Source organism: Micromonospora sp. CPCC 205558 (assembly GCF_036902955.1).
GTDB lineage: Bacteria > Actinomycetota > Actinomycetes > Mycobacteriales > Micromonosporaceae > Micromonospora.
Genome location: NZ_JBAKHR010000010.1, coordinates 199,858 through 221,393, shown reverse-complemented (window position 1 = coordinate 221,393; position 21,536 = coordinate 199,858). Strand labels below are relative to the sequence as shown.

13 protein-coding genes are annotated in these 21,536 nt (G+C 71.3%); 8 read left to right on the top strand and 5 right to left on the bottom strand.

Going from position 1 to position 21,536, the window contains the following annotated elements; translation table 11 throughout:
- Window positions 1-58: 58 nt before the first annotated feature.
- Both V6U86_RS14805 and V6U86_RS14800 read right to left on the bottom strand, forming a co-directional pair.
- On the bottom strand, window positions 59-3,433 hold the full coding sequence (locus V6U86_RS14805) for a S8 family serine peptidase (protein WP_334503346.1): 3,375 nt from the start codon (window positions 3,431-3,433) through the stop codon (window positions 59-61).
- A gap of 244 nt (window positions 3,434-3,677) precedes the next feature.
- The gene (locus V6U86_RS14800; RefSeq protein WP_334503343.1) at window positions 3,678-3,935 is read right to left on the bottom strand and encodes a hypothetical protein; all 258 of its coding nucleotides are present in this window, start codon (window positions 3,933-3,935) and stop codon (window positions 3,678-3,680) included.
- 132 nt (window positions 3,936-4,067) lie between these two features.
- Between V6U86_RS14800 and V6U86_RS14795 the strand changes: the two genes are divergently transcribed.
- The 3 genes from V6U86_RS14795 to V6U86_RS14785 all read left to right on the top strand — a co-directional run bounded on the left by V6U86_RS14795 (window position 4,068) and on the right by V6U86_RS14785 (window position 10,042).
- Window positions 4,068-5,522, top strand: coding sequence for a hypothetical protein (locus V6U86_RS14795; RefSeq protein ID WP_334503341.1), 1,455 nt, complete (start codon window positions 4,068-4,070; stop codon window positions 5,520-5,522).
- Window positions 5,519-6,463, top strand: a complete 945-nt coding sequence (locus tag V6U86_RS14790; RefSeq protein ID WP_334503339.1) for an RICIN domain-containing protein — start codon at window positions 5,519-5,521, stop codon at window positions 6,461-6,463. Before V6U86_RS14795 ends, V6U86_RS14790 begins: the two co-directional genes overlap by 4 nt.
- 96 nt (window positions 6,464-6,559) lie before the next feature.
- A complete protein-coding gene (locus V6U86_RS14785; protein ID WP_334503337.1) occupies window positions 6,560-10,042 on the top strand; it encodes a right-handed parallel beta-helix repeat-containing protein in 3,483 nt (1,160 codons plus the stop codon).
- A gap of 42 nt (window positions 10,043-10,084) precedes the next feature.
- On the opposite strand, the gene V6U86_RS14780 is transcribed toward V6U86_RS14785, so the two are convergent.
- Window positions 10,085-12,874, bottom strand: a complete 2,790-nt coding sequence (locus V6U86_RS14780; RefSeq protein WP_334503335.1) for an AAA family ATPase — start codon at window positions 12,872-12,874, stop codon at window positions 10,085-10,087.
- A gap of 233 nt (window positions 12,875-13,107) precedes the next feature.
- Between V6U86_RS14780 and V6U86_RS14775 the strand changes: the two genes are divergently transcribed.
- Window positions 13,108-13,251 (top strand): hypothetical protein, encoded by a 144-nt coding sequence (locus V6U86_RS14775; RefSeq protein ID WP_334503333.1) that lies wholly within the window; start codon window positions 13,108-13,110, stop codon window positions 13,249-13,251.
- 226 nt (window positions 13,252-13,477) lie between these two features.
- Here the strand turns inward: V6U86_RS14775 and V6U86_RS14770 are convergent, their stop codons facing one another.
- Window positions 13,478-13,696: a hypothetical protein gene (locus V6U86_RS14770; protein WP_334503331.1), complete on the bottom strand. Its 219-nt coding sequence runs from the start codon at window positions 13,694-13,696 to the stop codon at window positions 13,478-13,480.
- A 471-nt stretch (window positions 13,697-14,167) separates the two neighbouring features.
- Entirely contained in the window at window positions 14,168-15,082 is a 915-nt protein-coding gene (locus V6U86_RS14765) for an SDR family NAD(P)-dependent oxidoreductase (protein ID WP_334503329.1), read from the bottom strand.
- A gap of 373 nt (window positions 15,083-15,455) precedes the next feature.
- On the opposite strand from V6U86_RS14765, the gene V6U86_RS14760 reads away from it, so the two are divergent.
- From V6U86_RS14760 to V6U86_RS14745, 4 genes are all read left to right on the top strand, one after another.
- Entirely contained in the window at window positions 15,456-16,253 is a 798-nt protein-coding gene (locus tag V6U86_RS14760; protein WP_334503325.1) for an acetoacetate decarboxylase family protein, read from the top strand.
- Between the two features lie 78 nt (window positions 16,254-16,331).
- Complete coding sequence (locus V6U86_RS14755; RefSeq protein WP_334503323.1) at window positions 16,332-17,414, top strand: hypothetical protein; 1,083 nt, start codon at window positions 16,332-16,334, stop codon at window positions 17,412-17,414.
- A 75-nt stretch (window positions 17,415-17,489) separates the two neighbouring features.
- Window positions 17,490-19,226 carry a ubiquinone-dependent pyruvate dehydrogenase gene (gene poxB / locus V6U86_RS14750; protein WP_334503320.1) on the top strand — a complete coding sequence of 579 codons (1,737 nt, stop codon included), beginning with the start codon at window positions 17,490-17,492 and terminating at the stop codon, window positions 19,224-19,226.
- 134 nt (window positions 19,227-19,360) lie between these two features.
- Window positions 19,361-21,508: a DUF5010 domain-containing protein gene (locus V6U86_RS14745; RefSeq protein WP_334503317.1), complete on the top strand. Its 2,148-nt coding sequence runs from the start codon at window positions 19,361-19,363 to the stop codon at window positions 21,506-21,508.
- The last annotated feature ends 28 nt before the right edge of the window (window positions 21,509-21,536 follow it).

Sequence of the window (21,536 nt, the reverse complement as noted above, 5' to 3'; positions counted from 1 at the left end):
GGAGGAGCGCTCGGCCCGGTGCGGCCGGCTGTCGGGTCGGCCGCACCGGGCGCGACGGTCAGCCGGCCTGGTACGCCCGGATGATCGTCTGATCGATGCCGCTACCGGCGTTGCCCTCGGCCTTGACCCGCAGCGACACGGCCTTGCCGGTCTTCACCTTGGGCAGCTCGATCCGGTAGGTATCCGCGCTGCGGGTGACCTGGGCCGTCCGCCACGTGCCACCGTCGTCGGTGGAGGTCCACACCTGGAAGGTGGTCACCTTCTGCACGGGCAGGACGCGGGACTGCCGGACGGTGAACTCCGCCGTGCCGCCCGAGGGGTGGTTGGCGAGGTCCAACGGCAGCGCGTAGTCGAGCGCGAGCAGCGGCAGTGGCACGCTTCCGGTTCCCTCCGGGCCGGCGGACCGGAACGTCCAGGTGGTGCTGGTCCGGGAGGAGACGGGCAGCAGCAGGCTCGCGTCGACGTCATAGGTCAGCCGGTAGTCGGCCGCCTGCTGCGGCACACCGAGGTCGGCGTACGGGCCGCTGCCCTTGGCGACCAGCTTGCCGTCGCGGTAGAGGGCCAGGTCGCGAGTCACCCCGATCTGCTTGCCCCGGAGGCAGTCGACGCGGTCGTGCTGGTCGATGAACGTGACGAGGTCGACGTGCAGGTTGCCGCGGGTCCGCGACGGTGCGGTCGGGTTGCTCGCGCATCCGTAGCCGGCGCCGGCCGGGTTGTCGGACCAGCCGGGGTGCAGTGGCTGACGCGCCCAGATCTTGGTCTGCTGGCTGCCCGGCAGGTAGGTGCGCGGCGGCTCGTGGGCCGGCGTGCCGCCGTACGTGCCGTAGTCGCGCCAGACGAGGTCAGGCGACAGGTAGTCGGTGCGGTTCCCCGTCAGGCCGCTCTCGGAGGTCTGCGCCACCGGGATCCCGTCCTTGGTGTACCCGCCGCGCATGAGCTGGGTCTCCATCGACTCCAGGTCGACCTGGTGGAACCGCTCGTCGATCCGGGCCAGCTTGGCCCGCTCGGTCGCGGTGACCCGGAACGCCGGGTCGGCCGGCACGCCCTTCGGGTACTCGTGCACGAGGTAGTAGTGGTACGGGGTGGTGACCGCGGCCGGTGACTCCAGGCTGACAGCGGACCAGGCACGCTGGGAGCCGATGCCGGGCTGCGGCAGCTCCCCCACCGACACCTTCGCCATGGGGCCGACGCCGTTGACCTGACTCAGCCACGAGGAACCGTTGGCGGCGGTCCGGAGCATGGTGTAGTCGACCTGGAAGGGGTTGGCGGAGACGCCGTCGACCTTCGCGATCACGGGCCGGGCCCGTGCCGGGTCGAGGGTCAGGCTACGGGCGCCCGTCACCGTGACGTCGGTGCTGCCGACGACCGTCGCCTGCTGCTCGGTGGTCCAGCCGCCGTAGAACGAGATGTACGCGCCGATGAACGCGTACCGCCCGGCCGGCACCCGCACCGTGAGGGTCTCGCCCGGCGTGCCGCCAACCATGCCGGCGTAGATCAGCGGGTCCTTCAGGTTGGTCACCTCGACGAAGACCGCGTTCTCCGCGTCCTCCCGCACCGCGGGTATGGGCTTGGTGTGGATCGTCACGTCGTAGCTGGGGGGCTCGACGTAGAAGCTCACCGGCGTGGTCGAGACCAGCTTGTGGCCGGGGCCGCGAGCGGTGACGGTGGCCACGTAGTAGCCGGGGTGGTCGGCCAGGGCCGGGCGGTTGAGCCGGAGCGTCACGCCGGCCGGGCCGCCGCGCTTGAGCGCCAGCCGTGCCGACGACAGCGACGCCGCGCCGCGCTGCACCGGTGCGCCGTCGTGGGCGGTGACCGTCACGTCGAGATCGAGGTTGACGGTCGCCGGCGTCTTGTCGCCCGTCCAGGTCAGCGTCGTCTCGCTGACGCCGGACTGCGGGTAGGCGAAGGTGCCGAGGTTGACCACCGGCTGGTTGCTGACCGGGCCGTCGAGGGCCCGGACGGCGTTGAGCCGTCCCGCGCCGACCGCGTACGGGTCGTTGCCGGCCAGCGGGTCGGCGGCGCCGACGAGGGCTGCCTTGAGCTGCTCACCCGTCCAGTCCGGGTGCCGCTGCGCGAGCAGGGCGGCGGCGCCGGCCACGTGCGGGGCTGCCATCGAGGTGCCGGTCGAGCCCTCGTAGTACTGGTCGATCGGGTCCTGCAGGTTCGTGCCGGCGGCGCGGGCGGCGACGATGTCGACGCCCGGTGCGACGAGCTCGGGCTTCGCCACGCTGCCGCCGACCAGCGGCCCACGGCTGGAGAAGTACCCGAGCTTGTCGTCACCGTCGACCGCGCCGACGGTGAGGGCGCTCGCGGCGGAGCCGGGCGAGGAAATGGCCGCGCCGCTGTTGCCGGCGGAGATGACGAACAGCGCGCCGGTGGACTTGCTCACCGCGTCGACGGCGAGCGACAGCGGGTCGTTGCCGTCGTCGGCGTCCTCACCGCCGAGGCTCATGTTGATGACGTCGGCCCGGGTGGCGGCCCACTCCACGGCCGCGATGATGCCGGAGTCGTCGCCGAAACCGTGGTCGTCGAGCACCTTGCCGATCACCAGCTTGGCGTCCGGCGCCACCCCGCGGCGGTCACCGTTCGCGGCGGCGCCGGTGCCGGCGATCGTCGACGCGACGTGCGTACCGTGTCCCATGTGGTCGACGGCGTCACCGCCCTCGACCGTGAAGTCGGCCCGCTCGACGACCCGGCCGACCAGGTCGGGGTGGGTGAAGTCGGCGCCGGAGTCGAGGACCGCGACCCGGACGCCCTTGCCGGTGAAGCCCGCCTTCCACGCCTCCGGCGCGGCGATCTGGCCCAGGTTGCGGTCGAGGCCACGACCGGGAGCCGCGCCGTGGCCACCGCCGGTGAGCGCGGTCGCACGGACCTTGCGGTCGAGCCACACCTTTGCCGCACCGGCGAGCAGCGCGTCGCCGGCCCGCTTCGCGGTGGTGCTCGTCTTCTTGGGTACGTGGCCGGCCACCGCGTTGATGCTCGGCAACGCCAGCACGTCGTCGAGGCCGGTGACGCGCGCGTTCTGCGTGGCCGACCGCACGATGACGGGCAGCGTGTCGCTGCTCTCGTCGTCGTAGCCGTCGGCGATGAGCGCGCTGACGTCGAACAGGTCGGGGTCCAGGAGACCGCCGACCTTCGCCGCGACCTTGGCGGGGATCACGTGCAGGTGCCCGTCCGGCCCGCAGGTCTGCCGGATCACGGCGTCCGGGTCGGCGGGTCGCACCGTGGCCCGCGGGCATCCCGAACCGGTGTTCTGGACCGTCACCACGTCCCCGGTCAGGAGGGTGACGGTGTGGGTTGTCCCGCCGACGAGGGCCTCGGACGTACCCACCTTTGAAGTGCCGGGGTCGGCTGTGGCCGGTCCGCCCGGCACGGCGCCGAGCGCCGTCGCCGTGACGACGATGGCCAGCAGCCATCGCGTTTTCCTGAGCATCTTGCTCCCTTGATGATGGTGAAAGCGCGCGTTCAGTGCGCCGCCGGGCGGGGATCATAGGGCTGCCTGAGCTGGATGAGGGCTCCCGGGGGAAGCCCGCTCCAATCCGCCGGAGCCGCATCGCGCCGCTTGCGCACCATTGCGGTGCCGCGTTTCCAGGTCATTTCCCGAGTGCCACAGCTTTGTGACGGCGCGTGCGGGGACGATCGTCTCCGCGCGGCCTGGTAATCGACAGATCCCCAGCTCAGGGTGTGCTGCGCACAGACACGCCCGCCCCCATCACGAGCGCCGGCGCCGTTTGTGATGTCCGGCGTGGACCGCCGCGCTGTTGCGCGATGCGAACCGCGACGTTCACCTGACCGACGCTTTCCCGCCACCGGCAGTTCACCATCTGTTCAGATAAGGCCCCGACGCTCTCCACCGGAAGATCATCGCGTTGCTCGGGCGGTGTCGTGGCGGCGTGGCCACCAGCAGGCCAGCGGCGGACGAGAGCGAAAGTCACCCGCTGCTCCTGCCTGATCGCGGCGCGGGTCGAACGGCCATCGAGGACCGAACCCGCGCATGTGGCGCCCGCCGGGATCTTCCCCGTCCGGGCCGGCCGTGCCGGGGACCCCTTTACCAGGAGACCTTTGACGTGGGTGACGTGCGAGCACGGTGGTATGGGAACACCCTGGTGATCGGGGCGGACGATCGACTTCCCGGCCATCTGGTGACGGCGCTGCCCCGCGAACGAGGTCGGCACACGGTGCTGCTGGCCGGCGACGAGCCGATCGCACCCGAACTCGTCGACGAGGTGATCCGCACCGAGTTGCAGGACCCGACATCGATCCGTCTCGCGTCGGCCGGAGGTCGTACCGGCGCCGTCGCGCAGCGGCTCGCCGACCGGGCCGGAATCGAGGTCGTCGCCCCGGCCGGGCCGACCATGCTGGTCGCGCCGGGCGCGCTGTTCGTCGCCGCCAGATCCGGCCCGGGAGCCTGGCGCATTCACCGGCCGGGAGTCCGGGCCACCAAAGTCCTCGACATGCCCCGCCACCCCGCCCCACCGTGGCGAACCCCGCTGCCCGGCCGACCGGGCCGGCGACCGGGTGGGCTGTCGGCTCGGCTCCTGCCGGCGGGATACTGGGTGACGAGGGCTCGCTGGGCGTCCGTCGCCCGCGACGACCCCGCGTTCGCGATCGAAATCGACGACGAGAAGGCTGTGGTCCTCGTCGGCCAGCCGGACCGCCGGCCGCCGTCCGCGCGACGGCTGTACCGGTGGCTGTCCCAACTGCCCGAGAGCACCCTGAGTCAGCTGACTCTCATGCCGTACGGTCCCTGGGACGCCTTGCTCGACGAGGTCGCCGCCCACGTCAGCACGGAACTGCACGTCACCGTACGACGCACCGCCGGGCTTCCGGTACGGGTGCGGGACGCGACGTGCTATGTCCCGGTGAACCGTGACGGCGGGATCGGAGCGAGGTCCGCCGCGCAGACGATGTCGTACGTCGCCAACGACCCGGCACCCCGCGTCGAGTCGTGGATCAGCCCGCTGACGCAGCACGTCGAGACCGGCTCACCGGTCGTGGAGGTCGACGGCCGGTGGATCCTCGAGGTGGTGCGCAGCGGTTACTGGCTGCGCGAGGCCGGCGCCGCCGCCCCGGATGAGGTGCGTCTGCGCCCAACTGTCGTGGGCGGCAACGAGTTCGTCGTCTCCACGTCCGGTGCCGAATCGCTCGACCTGGCTCACCGGCTCGCCGAACGCCTCCCCGCCGACGTCCGCAGCAGCCTGCGCTTCGCGCAGATCACGACGGCCGCGTCGCCCAGTTCGTCGTCACAGGGCGCGGGCCGGCAAGTCCCGGTCGTCCCGCCCGCTCCCCCCACGCGAACAGCCCCGGCAACACCGGCCGTTCCGGCTGCGGCGGTTCGCCCGTCCCTGCCGGTCGTCGAGCCCCTTCTCGCACCGCACCCACCGGTGGCCCCCACGGAGCAGCCGGTTCTCTCGGCGCCGGCGCCAATCGGACGGACGGAACACGTCAGCGCCCCGTCGACCACCGCCGAGGCGACCACGTCTTCCGCTACCGACCATGACCGGACCAAGGATCACCTGTGAGCGCCGTGCCCACCGACAGCGACAGCCAACCCGACGACCTGCCGGACGCCGTCCCCCGTCCCTATCTGCTGGCCGGGCTGCGAGGCGACTCCGGGGTGGCCGTCGTCAGCACCAGCCAGTGGCAGGGGAAAGTCCTCGTCGCCGTCGGCCTGGCCCTCGTCCCCATCGTCGCCCTGGCGATCCTGCTGCCCCGTGGTGGCTCGGCCGATGGCGACCCGGCGGCGAAGCCGGGAACGTCCGGGGCAGCCGCCCACGGCGGCAACCTGCCGTCGGGTGGGCCCAACCCGTCGGCGATCCAGGTGGATCTGTCGGGCAACTCAACCTCGAGTCCTTCGCCGGGCTCACCGCCGGGCACGTCGCCGGCGGGCAGTGGAGCTCCGCAGACGCCGCGCACCGGCACGCCCGACGTGCCAGCCGGCACCACCGAGCAACCCCCGCGACCGGGCGGTACCGCGCAGGCCCCGCCACCGGGCACCCCGGCCCCGCCGCCGGGCACCCCGGCCGCACCGCCGAGCAGCCCGGCGCAGGCGCCGTCCCCAGGCAAGACGACCAGCCCGCCGGGGTCATCCGGCCGCGCGATCGTCAGCCACGACTCGGGCAAGTGCCTCCAGGCGGCGGCCAAGGACGGCTCGCCGGTGCGGATCTGGGCCTGCGACGGCTCCGCGAAGCAGCAGTGGACCGTCGGCTCCGACAGCTCGATCAGGACCGGCGGCTTCTGCCTGGACGCGCCGTGGGGTGCCACCGCCGACGGCACGACCCTTCAGGTCGCGAAGTGCAACGGCGGCGCGGCGCAGAAGTTCGGCCTGAACTCCGCCCACGACATCGTCGGCCGACAGTCGGGCAGCTGCGTCGACGTCCAGGACTTCAGCACCGCCAACGGCACCGCCGTTCAGCTGTGGAGTTGCTCGGGAACCGACAACCAGAAATGGAGCTGGCGGTAGCCCGAGTCGGAACCCACCGCCTCGGGCTGATCCCGCTGCTTCCGCCCGGCCGACCCATGATCGAACGGCAGTCAAGTGAACCAGCCCCGTCTCACCGTGTCCGCTACGGCCGCGGACTCGCACCGCACGATCGCGGCAGCACTGCAAGCGGCAGAGCCGGACTCCATCATCGACGTGGAGCCCGGCACCTACCCCGAGTCGCTGACCATCCGCTCGCCCTGCACCATCCGAGCCGCCGAGGGGTCGGGGACGGTCGTCGTCTCGGCACCCGCCGGCAGCGCCGTGGTGTCGCAGGCTGAGGACGTGGTGCTCGAGGGTCTGACGCTCACCGGCGTCGACCCGGACCTCGCGGTGCTGGACGTGCCGAGCGGACGGCTGCGCCTCGCGAAGTGCGAGATTCAGGCGGAGGCGGGTGCCGCGGTCTACGCTCGCGCCTCGTCGAACCTGTCATTGACCGGCTGCCAGATCCGCAACACGGGCGGCACGGGCATCATCGCGGTCGACGAGGCCGCCGTCCTCGTGCGGGACAGCAGTGTCACCCAGATCCGTACCTCCGCGGTGGTCGTCCGGGCGTCGGCGACGATGGTGCTGCGCAACAGCGTGGTCGCCGACGCCGGAGGCAACGGCGTCTGCGGCACCGAGCAGTCCTGGCTGACCGTGGAGCGCTGCAACGTCACCCGCGTGACGGGCCCGGCGATCGCCATCGAGGGCGCCTGCAACGCGGTGTTGCGGTCGACTGTCGTGATGGGGACGTACGACGTCGGGCTCCTGGTCACCGGTGGCGCACGCCCCGTCGTGGAGGAGTGCCGGATCAGCGGCACGGCCGGGGCCGGCATCATCGTCGACGGCGGCGCCGACCCGCACGTGGTCAACGGCTCGGTCGCCGAAGCGGCCACCCACGGCCTCGTGGTCACGGGGAACGCCACCGGCACGTACGTGGGTCTCGCCGTCGCCGACAGCGGAGCGGGACTGGCCGTGCTCAAGGGAGCCGACCCGGTCTTTCAACGGCTGTCGGTGACCGGCAGCCGTGGCCACGGGGTCACCGTCGACTCCAACGGCCATGGGCGGTGGGAGGACTCGGCGGTCGACGGTTCGCGCGGCGCGAACCTGCATGTCTCCGACGGCGGTGCGCCGGAGCTGGTCCGCACCCGATTGACCAACTCCGGCGACTCGGGGGTGGTCGCCGACGACGGCGCGGTGGCCGTCCTGCGCGGCTGCGACATCGGCGAGTCCGGCCGCGACGGCGTGTCCGTCATGAGCGGCGGCGAGGTGATGCTGGAGGAGTGCACGGTCCGGCGCAACGGCGACCTGGGTGTCCGCGTCGACGACGCCGCCACCGCCTGGATCCTCCGCTGCGAGGTGTTCGGGAACACGTCGGACGGCATCCGGGTCGACGGTCTCCCGGCCGGATCGATCGAGGGAGGCTCGGCGCATCACAACGGCGGCCGAGGTCTGCGTCGCGCGGTTGCCGACAGCGGGCTGACGGTTACCGACCTCGCGAGTCACGACAACGCCGAGGTCGACAACGACCCGGAGGCGGGCGAGCGCCCAGCCGGCCCGTCGGGCAAGGACGAGCGGCCGATCGCGATCGGGCGTGCGGAGGTGACCCCACGCCCGCTCCAAATCGAGTACGCCGAGGCGAGTGACGAGCGGGACGACGCTCCCGCCCCGGCCGAGCAGCCACCGGCGCTCGCCGATCAGGTGCCCGACGAGCACCCCGAGCCGACCGTGTCCCCGGCGGTCGAGGTGGATGAGCTTCCGGAGGACTCCGACGTCGACGTGTCCCCGGCGGCACCCGATGCCTCGGCCGGGACAGCCCCGCAGTCGGTCTCGGACGACAAGTCGCCGGCCGCCGGTGTCGTCGAGGTCGAGGTCGAGGTCGGTGCGCCGTCGATCCGGCAGTCCGGGCGGGCCGCGGCGGCGCCGGCGTTGGCGCGGGTGTTGACCGAGCTCGACGGGCTGGTCGGCCTGACCGGGGTCAAGCAGGAGGTCACCATGCTGGTCGACCTGCACCTGCTGGCCGCCCGCCGTGCCGCGGCCGGGCTGCCACCGCCCCCGATGAGTCGGCATCTCGTCTTCGCCGGCCCACCCGGCACCGGTAAGACCTCGGTGGCTCGCCTCTACGGGCAGATCCTGCGGGCCCTGGGCACCCTACGCAAGGGGCATGTGGTCGAGGTGGCCCGCGCGGACCTCGTCGCCCAGATCGTCGGCGGCACCGCGATCAAGACGACCGAGAAGTTCCGGGAAGCCCTGGGTGGGCTGCTCTTCATCGACGAGGCCTACGCGCTGACCGACGACAGCCTCGGCAACGGCCCGTCATTCGGTCAGGAGGCCATCGAGACCCTGGTCAAGCTCATGGAGGACCACCGCGACGACATCGTCGTCGTGGTCGCCGGGTACTCGCCGCAGATGCGGGCGTTCCTGTCGTCCAACCCGGGCCTCGCCTCCCGGTTCACCAAGACCATCGAATTCGAGAGCTACTCCGACGATGAGCTGGTAACGATCGTCGAAGGCCTCTGCCGGCGCCATCGCTACACCCTCGACGACAACGCGACAGGTGCGCTGCGGGACCTCTTCGCCCGTATGCCACGCGACGCCACCTTCGGCAACGGCCGCACGGCACGGAAGGTGTTCGAGGATGCCATCGGCCGGCAGGCCCAACGACTGTCCCAGCTCGACGTGATCCCCGCCGGCGAGTTGACCGCCCTGCGTGCCCAGGACGTCCGGCCGCCGACTGCCGGCCGCCTGCGCGTCGACCCCACCCGGGACGCCACGCTCGCACAGCTGCGCGCCAAGCTCGCAAGCATGGTCGGCTTGGAGGAGGCCAAACGGGAGATCGACAACACCGTCAACCTGCTGACAATCGCGCACCGACGGGCCGAGGCGGGCCTGCCGATGCCGGCGCTCGCCCGCAACCTGGTCTTCTGCGGCGCCCCGGGCACTGGCAAGACCAGCATCGCCCGTCTCTACGGCCAGGTGCTGGCCGCGCTGAACGTGCTCGCCACCGGGCAACTCGTCGAGGTCAGCCGGGCCGACCTCGTCCCCGAGTACCTGGGCCGTACGGCGCAGCGCATGCGAGAGGTCTTCGAGCGGGCGCGCGGCGGGGTGCTCTTCATCGACGAGGCATACGCCCTCGCGTCCCCCGATCAGGGCCGTGCTGATGTCGCGCGGGAGGCCCGGGAGCTGCTCGTCCGGATGATCGACGACAGCCGCGACGACGTGGTGGTGATAGCCGCCGGCCAGCATCCGGAGATGACGGCTTTCCTTGAGACGAGCCCGGCCCTGAGCGCGCGGTTCGCTCGCACGGTCCACTTCGCGGACTACGACCCACAGCAGCTGCTCACGATCGTGGAGCAGCACGCCCGCACGGCCGGGTACGAGGTCGACCCGCAGACCCGGACGACGCTGCTCGACTACTTCGCCACCCCGAGCGGGGAGCCGGGCCTGCGCAACGGCCGTCTCGCCGAGCGGGTGTTGGAGAACATGGTCCTGCACCAGTCGGGGCGAATCTGCGGGATCAGCGAACCCAGCCGGGAAGACCTCGTCCTCCTGCTGCCGCAGGACCTGACCAGATCCTGATCGGGGCGCGGACGCACATCGCCGCGCGGCAACTGCCCGCCGTCACCCACCGCCGCGGCTGTCCAGGTCGACCAGGGTGTCCCGGAGCGCGACCCGCGAGGAGATCCCCAGCTTGGGAAAGATCTGGTAGAGGTGGGCGCCCACGGTGCGGTGGGAGATGAACAGTCGCTCACCGATCTGACGGTTCGTCAATCCCGAGGCGGCCAGCAGTGCGATCTCCCGCTCCTGTGGCGTCAGCACCGCGTCAGGGTTCACGTCGTCCTGGTCACCGACCCAGCGGGCGGCCCGCAGCTCGACTCGGGCCCGTTCCGCCCACGGCACGGCGCCCAACTCCTCGAACACCTTCAGGGCCTGGATCAACGGACCCCGTGCCTCGCTCGTGGCGCGGGCACGGCGCAGCCGCTCCCCGTACGCCAGTCGCACCCGGGCCAGGTCGAAGGGCCACCGGTGGGCACCGTCCTCGCTCACGGCACGCTGGTACGACGTCAGCGCCCGCTCGTCGTCCGGCTCGACCATCGCGGTGACCGCCGCCGTGACAAACGCGTGCAGCGGAGAGATCCGCGCCACGCCGGCCTGTTGCAGGGTCGCCACGTGCGCGACGGCTTCGGCATGGCGTCCGGTCCGCAGCGCGGCCTCCACCAGGTCGATCGCCGCCCACAGGGCGACCTGTACGTGTGCGGCCAGTTCCCCGGGCGGGCTGATCTGCGCGGCGGCGAGGAACGCCTGTTCGTAGTCTCCGCCGCCGAGTTCGGCCAGCGTACGGGCGTAGTGGCCCCAGCGGACGGCGGTGTGGACACCACGACTGGCGCCCATGCTGATCATCTGGTCGCTGAGCTCGATCGCTGTGGCGGTGTCGCCACGGACCGCGGCGAGCAGCGCCTGGATGTACTCGAAATACCAGGTGAAGAAGGGACACTGCGACTGCTCGCACACCTGCAGCCCTTCGGCGGCGAGCTCGTCGGCCTCGGCCCACAGGCCCGTTTTGAAGTCGTCCCGACAGAGCTGCAGCAGGGCGCTGAGGTGTAGGCGGGCGGGGCCGCCGTCGCGGCCCTGACGAATGACGTACCACAGGGCGTCGCGCATGTCGCCGTGGTGGTCCGCGTGCTGCGCGGCAAGACCCAGGCGGACGATGCGGGAAGGGTCGGTCTCCTGGTGGACGCCAGCGATCAAGGTGTCCAGGTGCTTGAGCATCTCCGGCGAGACGCGTGCCGGGTCGGGGACCGTGGCTCCGGCCACCATCAGCAGGTGCTCGGGTTGCGGCCGGACCATGGCCAGCAGTCGGTCGAAGTCCGCCCACCGTTCGGGTCGCCCGCTGAAGAAGCACAGCAGCAACAGCAGGTGGAGCGCCTCGTTCAGGGCCGGCTCACGCGCGTCGAAGCCGTGGTCGCCGGATTCGATCGAGTGCACCAGCAGGCGGTGGGCGGTGTCCAGGTGGCCGCCGTTGTTGATGACCACGAGGGCCGTCGCCGCGGCCGCGTGCAGCGACGGGGCCGCCTGCGGATGGGCGTGCCGCGCCGACACCAGCAGCTGTGAGGCGCTGTGGAAGTCCCCCGAGGCGTGCGCGTCGAGGTACGCGGCCTCCGCGAGACGGCGGGCTCGGCCGGCGGCGGCGGGACTCAGCTCCGCAGCGCGGACCAGCCCAGCCACGGCACCGCGGATGTCGCCCCGGGTCGCCCTCTGCCGCGCGGCGTCCTCCAGCAGGGCGGCGACCGGCTCGTCAGTGCCCACCGTCGCCTGCCCCAGATGCCAGGCCCGACGCTCCGAGTGATCGGTCGCGGAAGCCAGTGCGGTGTGGGCGCGTCGACGGTCGAGGCTCGTCGACGCCCGGATCACTCCGGACCGCGTCAGCGGGTGGCGGAACGTCAGCAGGCCATTCGACTCGTCCACCGAGACGAGGAGGTCCGCCTCCGCTGACGCCAGGTCGGCGAGCCCCGGCGGGTCGGCCAACTGCTGTGCCGCCGCCTGCAACACACCCAGGTCTCCGGTGCCCTCCAGCGTCGCCAGCAGCAGCAGCTCGCGGGTCGGGCGCGGCAGGTTCGCCACCCGGCAGCCGAACAGCGACGCCAGCCGCTCACCGAGTGGGAGCACCACGGGCAGGTCGGCGTGCCCTTCGCGTTGCCCCCGGCTCAGGGCCGAGGGCAGCTCCAGCAACGCCAGCGGATTGCCCTTCGCCCCGGCGAGGACACGGTCGGCCACCTCACGGGTCAGCCCGGGGTGGCGGGCGTCGAGCAGTTGCCGGGCAGCCGTATCCCGCAACGGCGTCACCACGTGCCGGCGGAGGCCGCTGTTCTCGAACACCCCGCCGCTTCCCGTCCGCATCGCGCCGAGGAAGCGTACGCGGGTGCCGGACAGCCGCCGGGCGACGAACGCGACGGCGTCGGCGCTGGCCCGGTCCATCCACTGCAGGTCATCCATGAGCAGTAGGAGGGGCTGCTCGGTGGCCCCGCGCTGCAGCAGCATCAGCGCCGCGTGCGACGCCAGCAGCCGATCCGGTGCCGGACCCGCTCCGAAACCGAGGGCGACCCGCAGCGCGACGCGGTGTTCGGGGTCGAGGTCGTCCATCTCCCCGGCCAGCGGAAACAGGAGTTGGTGCAGCGCCGCGTAGGCGACGTCGGCCTCGAACTCGACACCGGAGGCCCGCATCACCCGCATCCCGGTGTCGGTCGCGGTGACGGCCGCCGCTGCCATCAACGCGGTCTTGCCGACCCCTGGCTCACCGAGAAGCACCAGGGAGTTCGTCGCGTCGTCCAGGAGGAAGCCGCGGATCAGAGCGAGATCGTCGTCGCGCCCCAGCAGATCTGCGTCGACGTCGCGTCGCCCCGCCTCACTCAACCCTCGGCCTCTCCCCCGCGCCAACCGTCCTGCGCGCGCCGCGACCACGGGTTAGCTTCCTGCACGACGCTCAGACGTCACCCGGGCCCGACGACACGAGGCGGGATCATAGCGTCCGCAGGTGAACGCAGTGCGTCACGTCGGTGTCGGGGGGCGGCACGACCCGACCGGCGCGGTCAGGGGCTGGGCGGCAGTCCAGCCTCAACCTGCTCGCCTGCGGCAGCCTCACCGGAGTGTTCTGGTATTTCGAGGCCAATGACCCCTACGTCGAGGACGAGCTGCTCGGCACCGGGCCGGGCGTCGGCACTCTGCTGGCCCTGCTGGGCTGTCTGTTGATCCCGCTCGCCGGCACCCTCCCCGACGATCGCCGTGGTTGACCCTTCGCCGGGGCGGTTGGCCGTTGGACAACGAGCCCGGCCCGCATGACGTACAGCTCACGCTTCGCCGTGGCCAAACCCTTCGAGTCGAGCACATACCCGGTAATCCAGATCCAGCCGTCGTACGGATCGGGGTCGCCGACCGTGACCACCCGCAGCATCAGCGCCCGGTCCCCCGAGAACTGCACTGAGCACGCCGCTCCGATCAGCACGATGTCTCCCGGCTTCACGCCAACCAACCGAGGAACCTGCGGTCCAGGGTGTCGGCGGAAGCCCAACTCATGTCCTGCGCAGCCGCTGTCAGCCGCGACGCCAGGTAGATCCGGAGGGCCACCGGCGACGTGGCGTACTCCCCCAGCAGCTGAACGCGGCGGGTGGCACAGGGCCAAGGCCGGTCGCACGCCTCGCACAACCACAGTGGGAGGACCGGCCCGTGTGCGGTCATCAGTGCTCACCCGGCCAGTGACCCCGGCTGATCGGGATCTTGTGTTTGGTCTGGCAGGGAAGCTCGTTCCCACACTTGCAGACGTTCCGCCACTTGATCCACGACCACACCGGCCTGTGCCTGCGGGCCAAGGCCATGGCTACTGCGGTCAGGTACTCCGCGTAAGAGACGCGTCGGGTCACGCGTTAATCGCACCACAAGGAGTTGCACGAGGGCAACCCCTTGAGGAGTTGCCTCACCCGATAGAGCCTGAGGCAAGTCCCAGGGCTTCTACCTTCGGACTGTGGAGTTGCTTGGGCTGGATGAGATCCGCGACTTGCTTGGCGGGATAAGCAAGCAGCGCGCCACGATCATCGTTGGTCGCAAGGGATTCCCCGACCCTCTCGCCATCTTGAGCATGGGTCGCGTCTGGGATGGCAAAGCCGTTCGAGCGTGGATCGCCAAGAACCGGCCCGGCCCAGCTGACGGGGATTAATCACCGTCGCCATCGGAACAGTCCAGCCACCGCCTTGACGATGTTGGACCTGCCTTTCGGGTCAGTGTCCCGGAGCGCCAGCGCCGCGATGATGATCTTCCGGCGACCGGCATGGCTGGCCGTCCCTCGCGGTCGAGCAGTACGTGGCACGGCAGTGGGTCGGCGTGGCCGAGCAGACCGACGACGGCCTGGGCGATCGCGGCGGCTACCACCTCGTCCTGACCGGCGAGCAGGGCCGCCGGTGTGGTCCAGCCCGCCGCAGCCGGGGCACCGCTTTCCGGCCAGGCCGCATAGGCCTCGGCGACTCCCCGGTCGGCGGGCAGTTCGGGGTGCAGGAGGGTGCGGTCGACCTCCACCGTGACGGCGCACACCTCGACTCCCAGGGGCGTCAGCTCATCGGCGTAGCCGGCCACGATCCGATCGCTCAGCGCACTTAACCCGGAGACCAGCCCGATGTCCGGGCGGCCCTCGGCGGCGGGCCGCAGGTTGACCCAGAGGATCCGGCCGGACCCCTGATCGCGCAGGAGCGGAAGGACGGCCCGGTTGACCCGCTGGCCGCGCAGGACGGCCCGGTCGAACATCTGGGTGAGCTGGTAGGCGGTGAAGGACTCGACCGGACCTGTGACAGCGCACTCGGTCACGTGCACCACCGTGTCGATACGCCCGGCCTGCCGCACCACCGCGGCCACACCTCCCTCGACCGCGCGCTGATCCCCCAGCGGCAGGTCGACGCCGGTAAGGGGCTTTCCGTACCGCCGCGCATACTCGGCGTGCTCGGCCAGCGCCGCCCGGTGCCCCTCGCGCTGCGGGTCGACCCCGGCGAACACGCGGTGGTCGCCGTCGGCCAGCGTCCGCGCCAGCGTCGCCCCCAGCACACCGCCGGCGTCGGTCACCAGAACAACGTTCGACATAGGTACCCCACCACCATTCACACCGATGACAGCCGAACCGCGAGTATCTGCGGGATCTGCGCGGGCGGCATGAGTCAGATGACTGTCTCCCTGGTGGTGGTGCCCGCCGGGCGGGGGCGGGCTGCTCCTCGCGCTCGCGTCCCGCCGGATCGTCTGGTGAGACGCCTCCATCGGCAACGGGCAGCCGGGGGTGTGTCGACGACGGCGCTGCTCGATCACCGTCGCAACGGCAGTCACTCGCCTGATGATCCGGCCCACCCCACGGTCACACACTGTCGGCGTCGGTGCCACCGGGTCACCCGGCCGTGGCCCACGGTCCGCACCGACGACCAAACGGTTCGCCGTGAACGTCCGCTACCACAAGGAGTGACCCATGCAGGGCTACACCGTTCCCCTGTCGCCGCGCGGCATCGCCAACCTCGCACCGGCCCCACCGTGGCACTACGCAGGCACCGTGGTCGCCGTCGAGTTCTTCGCCGACCCGGCCGCCGCCGCGGCGACGCTGCCCGAGGGGCTCGTCCTCGACCCGGACACGCCGGGTCACGGCGTGGCCCTGTTCATCGACTGGCAGTACTCCTCGACCGGCAAGGAGTACCTGGACCCGGCCCGCGCCCAGTACCACGAGTTCTTCGTCACGCTGGACGCCCGGTGGAACGACACCCCGGTGGCGTGGTGCCCGTACATCTACGTCGACAACGACGCCGCGATGGCCCGCGGCTGGGTCCAGGGTTTCCCGAAGAAGCTCGGCAGCGTCCACCAGACGCGCGCCTACCCCATCGGCGAGCCCGCCACGCCGGCCGTCGCGGCCGGTGGGCAGTTCGGCGCCACCGCCTCGGCGTCCGGCCGGCGTATCGCGGAGGCCCGGGTGACGCTGCAGCAGCCGGTGGCCGACCCGAGGGCCCTCGCGTTGCGACCGGTGGTCAACCTCCGCCACTTCCCCCGCCTCGCCAAGGAGCGGCAGGACCAGCCGGCCGTGCACGAACTGGTTCTGGCCGTCCTCGACGACCTCGCCGTCGCCGAGGCCTGGGCCGGTACCGGCGAGTTGTCCTTCCCCGACGCGCCCGGTGAGGAGCTCGCCGACCTCAACATCCAGCGCACGGGTGCCGGCTACCGCTTCCACCTCGCCTACACGGTGACCGACCTGAAGACCCTCATCGACTACACCGCCTGACCCACACGACCCACCCCCGTGCCTACCCCGGCACCACTTCCGTACCTGCCTCCCTGGCGCTGAGCGACGAAGGACGACATGGCGACCACGACAACATCCACCGACACCAGCGACGGCCCGGCGTCGACCACACCCCGGTCTCGATTCGGCGCCGAGCTACGCGACGCGGTCAGCGCGCGCACCATCCTGCTCGTCGTCGCCGTCCTCGCGGTGCAGATGGGGTTCGTCCTCTCCTACATCGGCGCGTTCCACGCGCCGAAACCGCACCACATTCCCGTCGCGGTGGTGGCACCCGCCCCGGTGTCCGACGCGTTCGTCGCGCAGCTCAACCGCCTGCCCGATGAGCCGGTCCTCGCGCGCGGCACCCCCGGCGAGCAGCAGGCACGCGCCCTCATCCTCGACCGGAGCGTCGAGGCGGCCATCGTCGTGGACGCCGGCGGCACCACCGACACCCTGCTGGTCGCGTCCGCCGGTGGCGTGGCGGTCTCCACCGCCGCGCAGCAGATCGCGCAGGCGGTGGAGGCTCAGCAGCATCGGCAACTACGGGTGGTGGACATCCGGCCACCCGATGCCGGCGACGGCCGGGGGATGTCCTCGTTCTATCTGGCCCTCGGTTGGATCGTCGGGGGCTATCTCGCCGCGGCCATCCTCGGCATGGCCGCGGGAGCGCGCCCCGCGAACGTCCACCGCACCGTCATCCGGCTCGGGGTCCTCGCGCTCTACGCGGTCGGCTCGGGGCTCGGAGGAGCCGTCATCGTCGGCCCGGTCATGAACGCCCTGCCGGGGCACTTCGGTGCGTTGTGGCTGCTCGGATCACTTGTCGTCTTCGCGGCCGCGGCCACCACCGTCGCACTGCAGAACCTGATGGGCATCATCGGCGTCGGCGTCGCCGTCACCCTCTTCGTCGTCCTGGGCAATCCGAGCGCCGGCGGGGCCTACCCGTACAGCCTGCTGCCGCCGTTCTGGAGCAGCATCGGTCCGTGGCTGCCGCCGGGAGCCGCGACGACCGCGGTACGCAACACCGTCTACTTCGCCGGTCACGCCGTCGCCCACTCGGTCTGGGTGCTCGCCGGATATGCGGTGGTGGGCACCGTCGCCGCGCTCGTGGCCAGCCGCGGGAAGGCACTCGTCAGCTCGGCGGCGCCGCAGAGCCAGGCGTAGCCGTACCGATCACGATTCCGCACCCGGTCGGCGGGCCTACCCGCGACGAGTGCTACCGATATCAGGGGAGAAACCATGGCCAGGACAGTGGCCGACGCCATCGTCGCCACGTTGTCAGCATCCGGTGTGCAGCGCGTGTACGGTCTGCCCGGTGATTCGCTGAACGGGTTCACTGACGCCCTGCGTCGCAGCGACGTGCAGTGGGCTCACGTGCGTCACGAGGAAGCCGCCGCCTTCGCCGCTGCCGGCGAGGCCGCGGTCACCGGAGAGCTGGCCGTGACGGCCGGCAGTTGCGGGCCGGGAAACCTGCACCTGATCAACGGGCTGTTCGACGCGCAGCGCAGCCGGGTGCCGGTGCTGGCGATCGCGGCGCATATCCCGCGCGAGGAGATCGGCAGCGAGTACTTCCAGGAGACGCATCCGCAGGAACTCTTCCGCGAGTGCAGTGTCTACTGCGAGATGGCGAGCACCGCCGAGCAGGTGCCGCGGCTGCTGCGCATCGCCATGCGCAACGCCCTGGAGCGTCGCGGCGTCGCCGTCGTGGTGATCCCGGGCGAGCTGTTCTTCGCCGATGCCGCGCCCGCCCCGCGTCCCCGCGCGGTGACCGGCACCTCATCGCACGTGGTCCCGGACGATGCCGCCCTCGCCCGCGCCGCCGACGTGCTCAACACCGCGCGGCGGGTGGCCATCCTGGCCGGCGCGGGGTGCCACGACGCGCACGACGAAACGGTCGAGGTCGCGCGGCTGTTGAAGGCCCCGATCGTGCACGCGTTGCGCGGCAAGGAGTACCTGGAGTACGACAACCCGTTCACCGTCGGGCTCACGGGCCTGATCGGCTACAGCTCGGGCTATCGGGCCATGGAGCACTGCGACGCGCTGCTCATGCTCGGCACCGACTTCCCCTACCGTCAGTTCTACCCGCAACCGCAGGTCCCGGTGGTGCAGGTGGATGTGCGGGGTGAGCACATCGGGCGACGCACGGAGGTCGACGTGCCGCTGGTGGGCACGGTCAAGGACACCGCCCGGGCGCTGCTGCCCCTGCTGCGCCCCAAGGTCGACAGCGGTTTCCTGGACACCATGACCGGCCACTACCGGCGCGTACGCACGCATCTCGATCGACTGGCCGAAGCGACTCCGCCGGACCGGCCCATGCACCCGCAGTACGTCGCCGCACGGGTCGACGAGATCGCCGACGCCGACACGGTGTTCACCGCCGACGTCGGCACGCCGACGGTGTGGGCGGCCCGCTACCTGAGCATGAACGGTCGTCGGCGACTCATCGGCTCGTTCAGCCACGGCAGCATGGCGAACGCCCTGCCCCAGGCCATCGGCGTCCAGGCCGCCCAGCCGGATCGGCAGGTCGTCGCCCTGTGCGGCGACGGCGGCCTGACCATGCTCCTCGGCGAGCTCGTCACGCTGCGTCAGCTGAACCTGCCGGTGAAGGTCGTCGTGTTCAACAACAGCGCGCTGTCGTTCGTGGAGCTGGAGATGAAGGCCGCCGGCATCGTGAACTACGGCACGGAGCTCGACCACGTCGACCTGGCGGCGGTGGCTCGTGGCGCCGGGCTGTTCGGGGCGCGGGTGGACCGCGCGGACCAGTTGGACGAGACCCTGCGCGCCGCGTTCGCGCACGACGGGCCGGCCGTTGTGGACGCCCGCACCGCCCGGCAGGAGCTCTCAGTTCCGCCGAAGATCACGTATGAGCAGCTCAAGGGCTTCACGCTGTTCGCGACGCGCACGGTGCTGTCCGGCCGGGCCGACGAGATCGTCGAGCTGGTCAAGACCAACCTGCACGAGCTTCCGCTCGTCTAGCGCGCGGGACTTCCCTCGTCGAGGCCGGCCGGGCGAAACCCGGCCGGCCTCGACGCACATTGCGGTGAACCGTACCCATTCGTAACCCGTCGTGGTACCCGGACAACACGCAACGCTGAAAGGACGACCCGCCGATGCGATCCGGCAGATCACCGAGCTCCACCCCCGACGGCAGCCCACCTCCCGCGATGGGCGACCGGCCCCGGCGGCGGTGGAAGCTCTCGCGACCGCTTGTCGCGCTGGGCCTGGCGCTGCTCCTCCCCGCCGGCGCGCTGTGCGTGAGCACGGCGACCGCCGCCGCCGCACCGGTCAGCGTCACCGGCGGCACCAGCCTGCCCGGTCGGAGCGCCACCGCGACCGGTCCGGTCGGCGTGACGTTCGGACTCAGTGACGGCACCCGCAACGGTGGCCCGTACAACGGGTACGGCAACGCCATCTTCAATCTGCCCATGTACCTGGGTGGCGCCGACCGCGCCAAGTTCTGGGACAACTACGTCGAGGAGTTGGTGTCCGCGGGGGTGGACTTCGTCGCCCCCGTTCTGCGCGGGTACGACCCGGGCAGCGCGGTGCCGAACGGTGGCGGTGACCCGCGGCTGCTGGCCGAGCTGGTCCAGGCGATCAACCGGCGGGGTGTCGCGGGCCAGCTCAAGATCGCCGCGTTCGACGACACCCCGGCGTCGATGACGGACCGGAAGAACCTGGCCGTACACAAGCGCGGCGGCTACGACCCGCCGTTCGACCTGGCCGACACCGCCGGCACCGGCGAGGGCGGCTACGCGTACATCTGGGACAACAACCTGCGTGCCTTCTTCACCGCAGTCCCGGACAACCTGCGCTTCAAGATCGACGGCCGTCCGGTGGTCTACGAGTGGTCGCTGAGCAACACCTTCTTCGTCAACCAGGGCAACGGCAACGCGGCCAGGATGCTGCAGTACGTCCGTGACCGGGCGAAGGCGGAGTTCGGCGCCGACCCGTTCTTCAACCTCGACCACACCTGGATGCAGCTCGACCCGGCGGTCGACGCCGTGGCGGGCGGCAAGAACGCCTGGTTCGACATGCCCAGCGGCGGGCGCTCGCTGGTGAGCTTCAACGGTCGCAGCTACGGCGTGGCGGTGCCCGCGTTCCGCATGGTCCGCGACACCACGAACATGGTCATCGATCCCAACCACGGCCAGACGTTCGCCACCAACCTCAACGCCACAGTGAACGCGGGCGCGGCGGCGACGCTCGTCGAGGGTTTCACCGACTGGGAGGAGAACGCGGCGGTCTGGCGGATGGCGGCCGGCACGTACACCGAACGGCGCGTCGACTACCCCAACCAGATGCTCAACGTTCTGCGTCGGTACTCCCGCAACCCGTTCCCGACCGACCTGCGGGTGGAGGCCGAAGCGGCCGACACCTACCAGGACAGCACGCCCGGCAACCTGTGGAGCGAGTACCGGACGGGCGACCTGGACATCCAGACGACGCCGGACGCGGGTGGGGGTTGGAACGTCGGCTCCGTCACCGACGGTGAGTGGTTGCAGTGGCAGGAGGTGCCGCTGCAGAACACGGTCACGTTGAGGGCTCGCGTCGCCACCCCGGATGCGGGCACCCGGTTCCGGTTCGTCGTCGACGGCGTCGCCGGACCGACGATCACCGTCCCGACCACCGGTGACTGGCAGACCTACCAGAGCATCGACGCGGGCACGTTCTCCCTGCCCACCGGCAAGTACCACACCGTCCGCCTGGAGTTCCTCGGCGGAGCCCTCAACGTCAACTTCTGGCAGGCCGTCACGACGGCGCCGGCCACACCGAGCACCACGCCGAGCACCACGCCGAAGCCGACGTCCACGCCGAAGCCGACGTCCACGCCGAAGCCGACGTCCACCCCGACCCCGACGGCTTCAACGTCGCGCACGGGCAAGATTTCCGGGTACGGGGGCAAGTGCGTCGACATCGCCGGCGCCAGTACGGCCAACGGTACGGCCATCCAGCTCTACGACTGCAACGGCACCGACGCCCAGAAGTGGACCATCGCCACCGACGGCACCATCCGGGGCCTCGGCAAGTGCATGGATCTCACCAGCGCCGGCACCGCCGACGGCACCAAGGTCCAGCTCTACGACTGCAACGGCACCACGGCTCAGAAGTGGCAGGCGGGTGCGAACAACCGCCTGGTCAACCCGAAGTCAGGTCGGTGCCTCGACGCCACCGGCCCGAGTTCCGCCAACGGCACCCGCCTACAGATCTGGGAGTGCGCGGGCAGCGCCAACCAGCAGTGGCTGCTGCCGACGGCCTAGCAGCCGCGGATTCACCTCAGCCGGACCG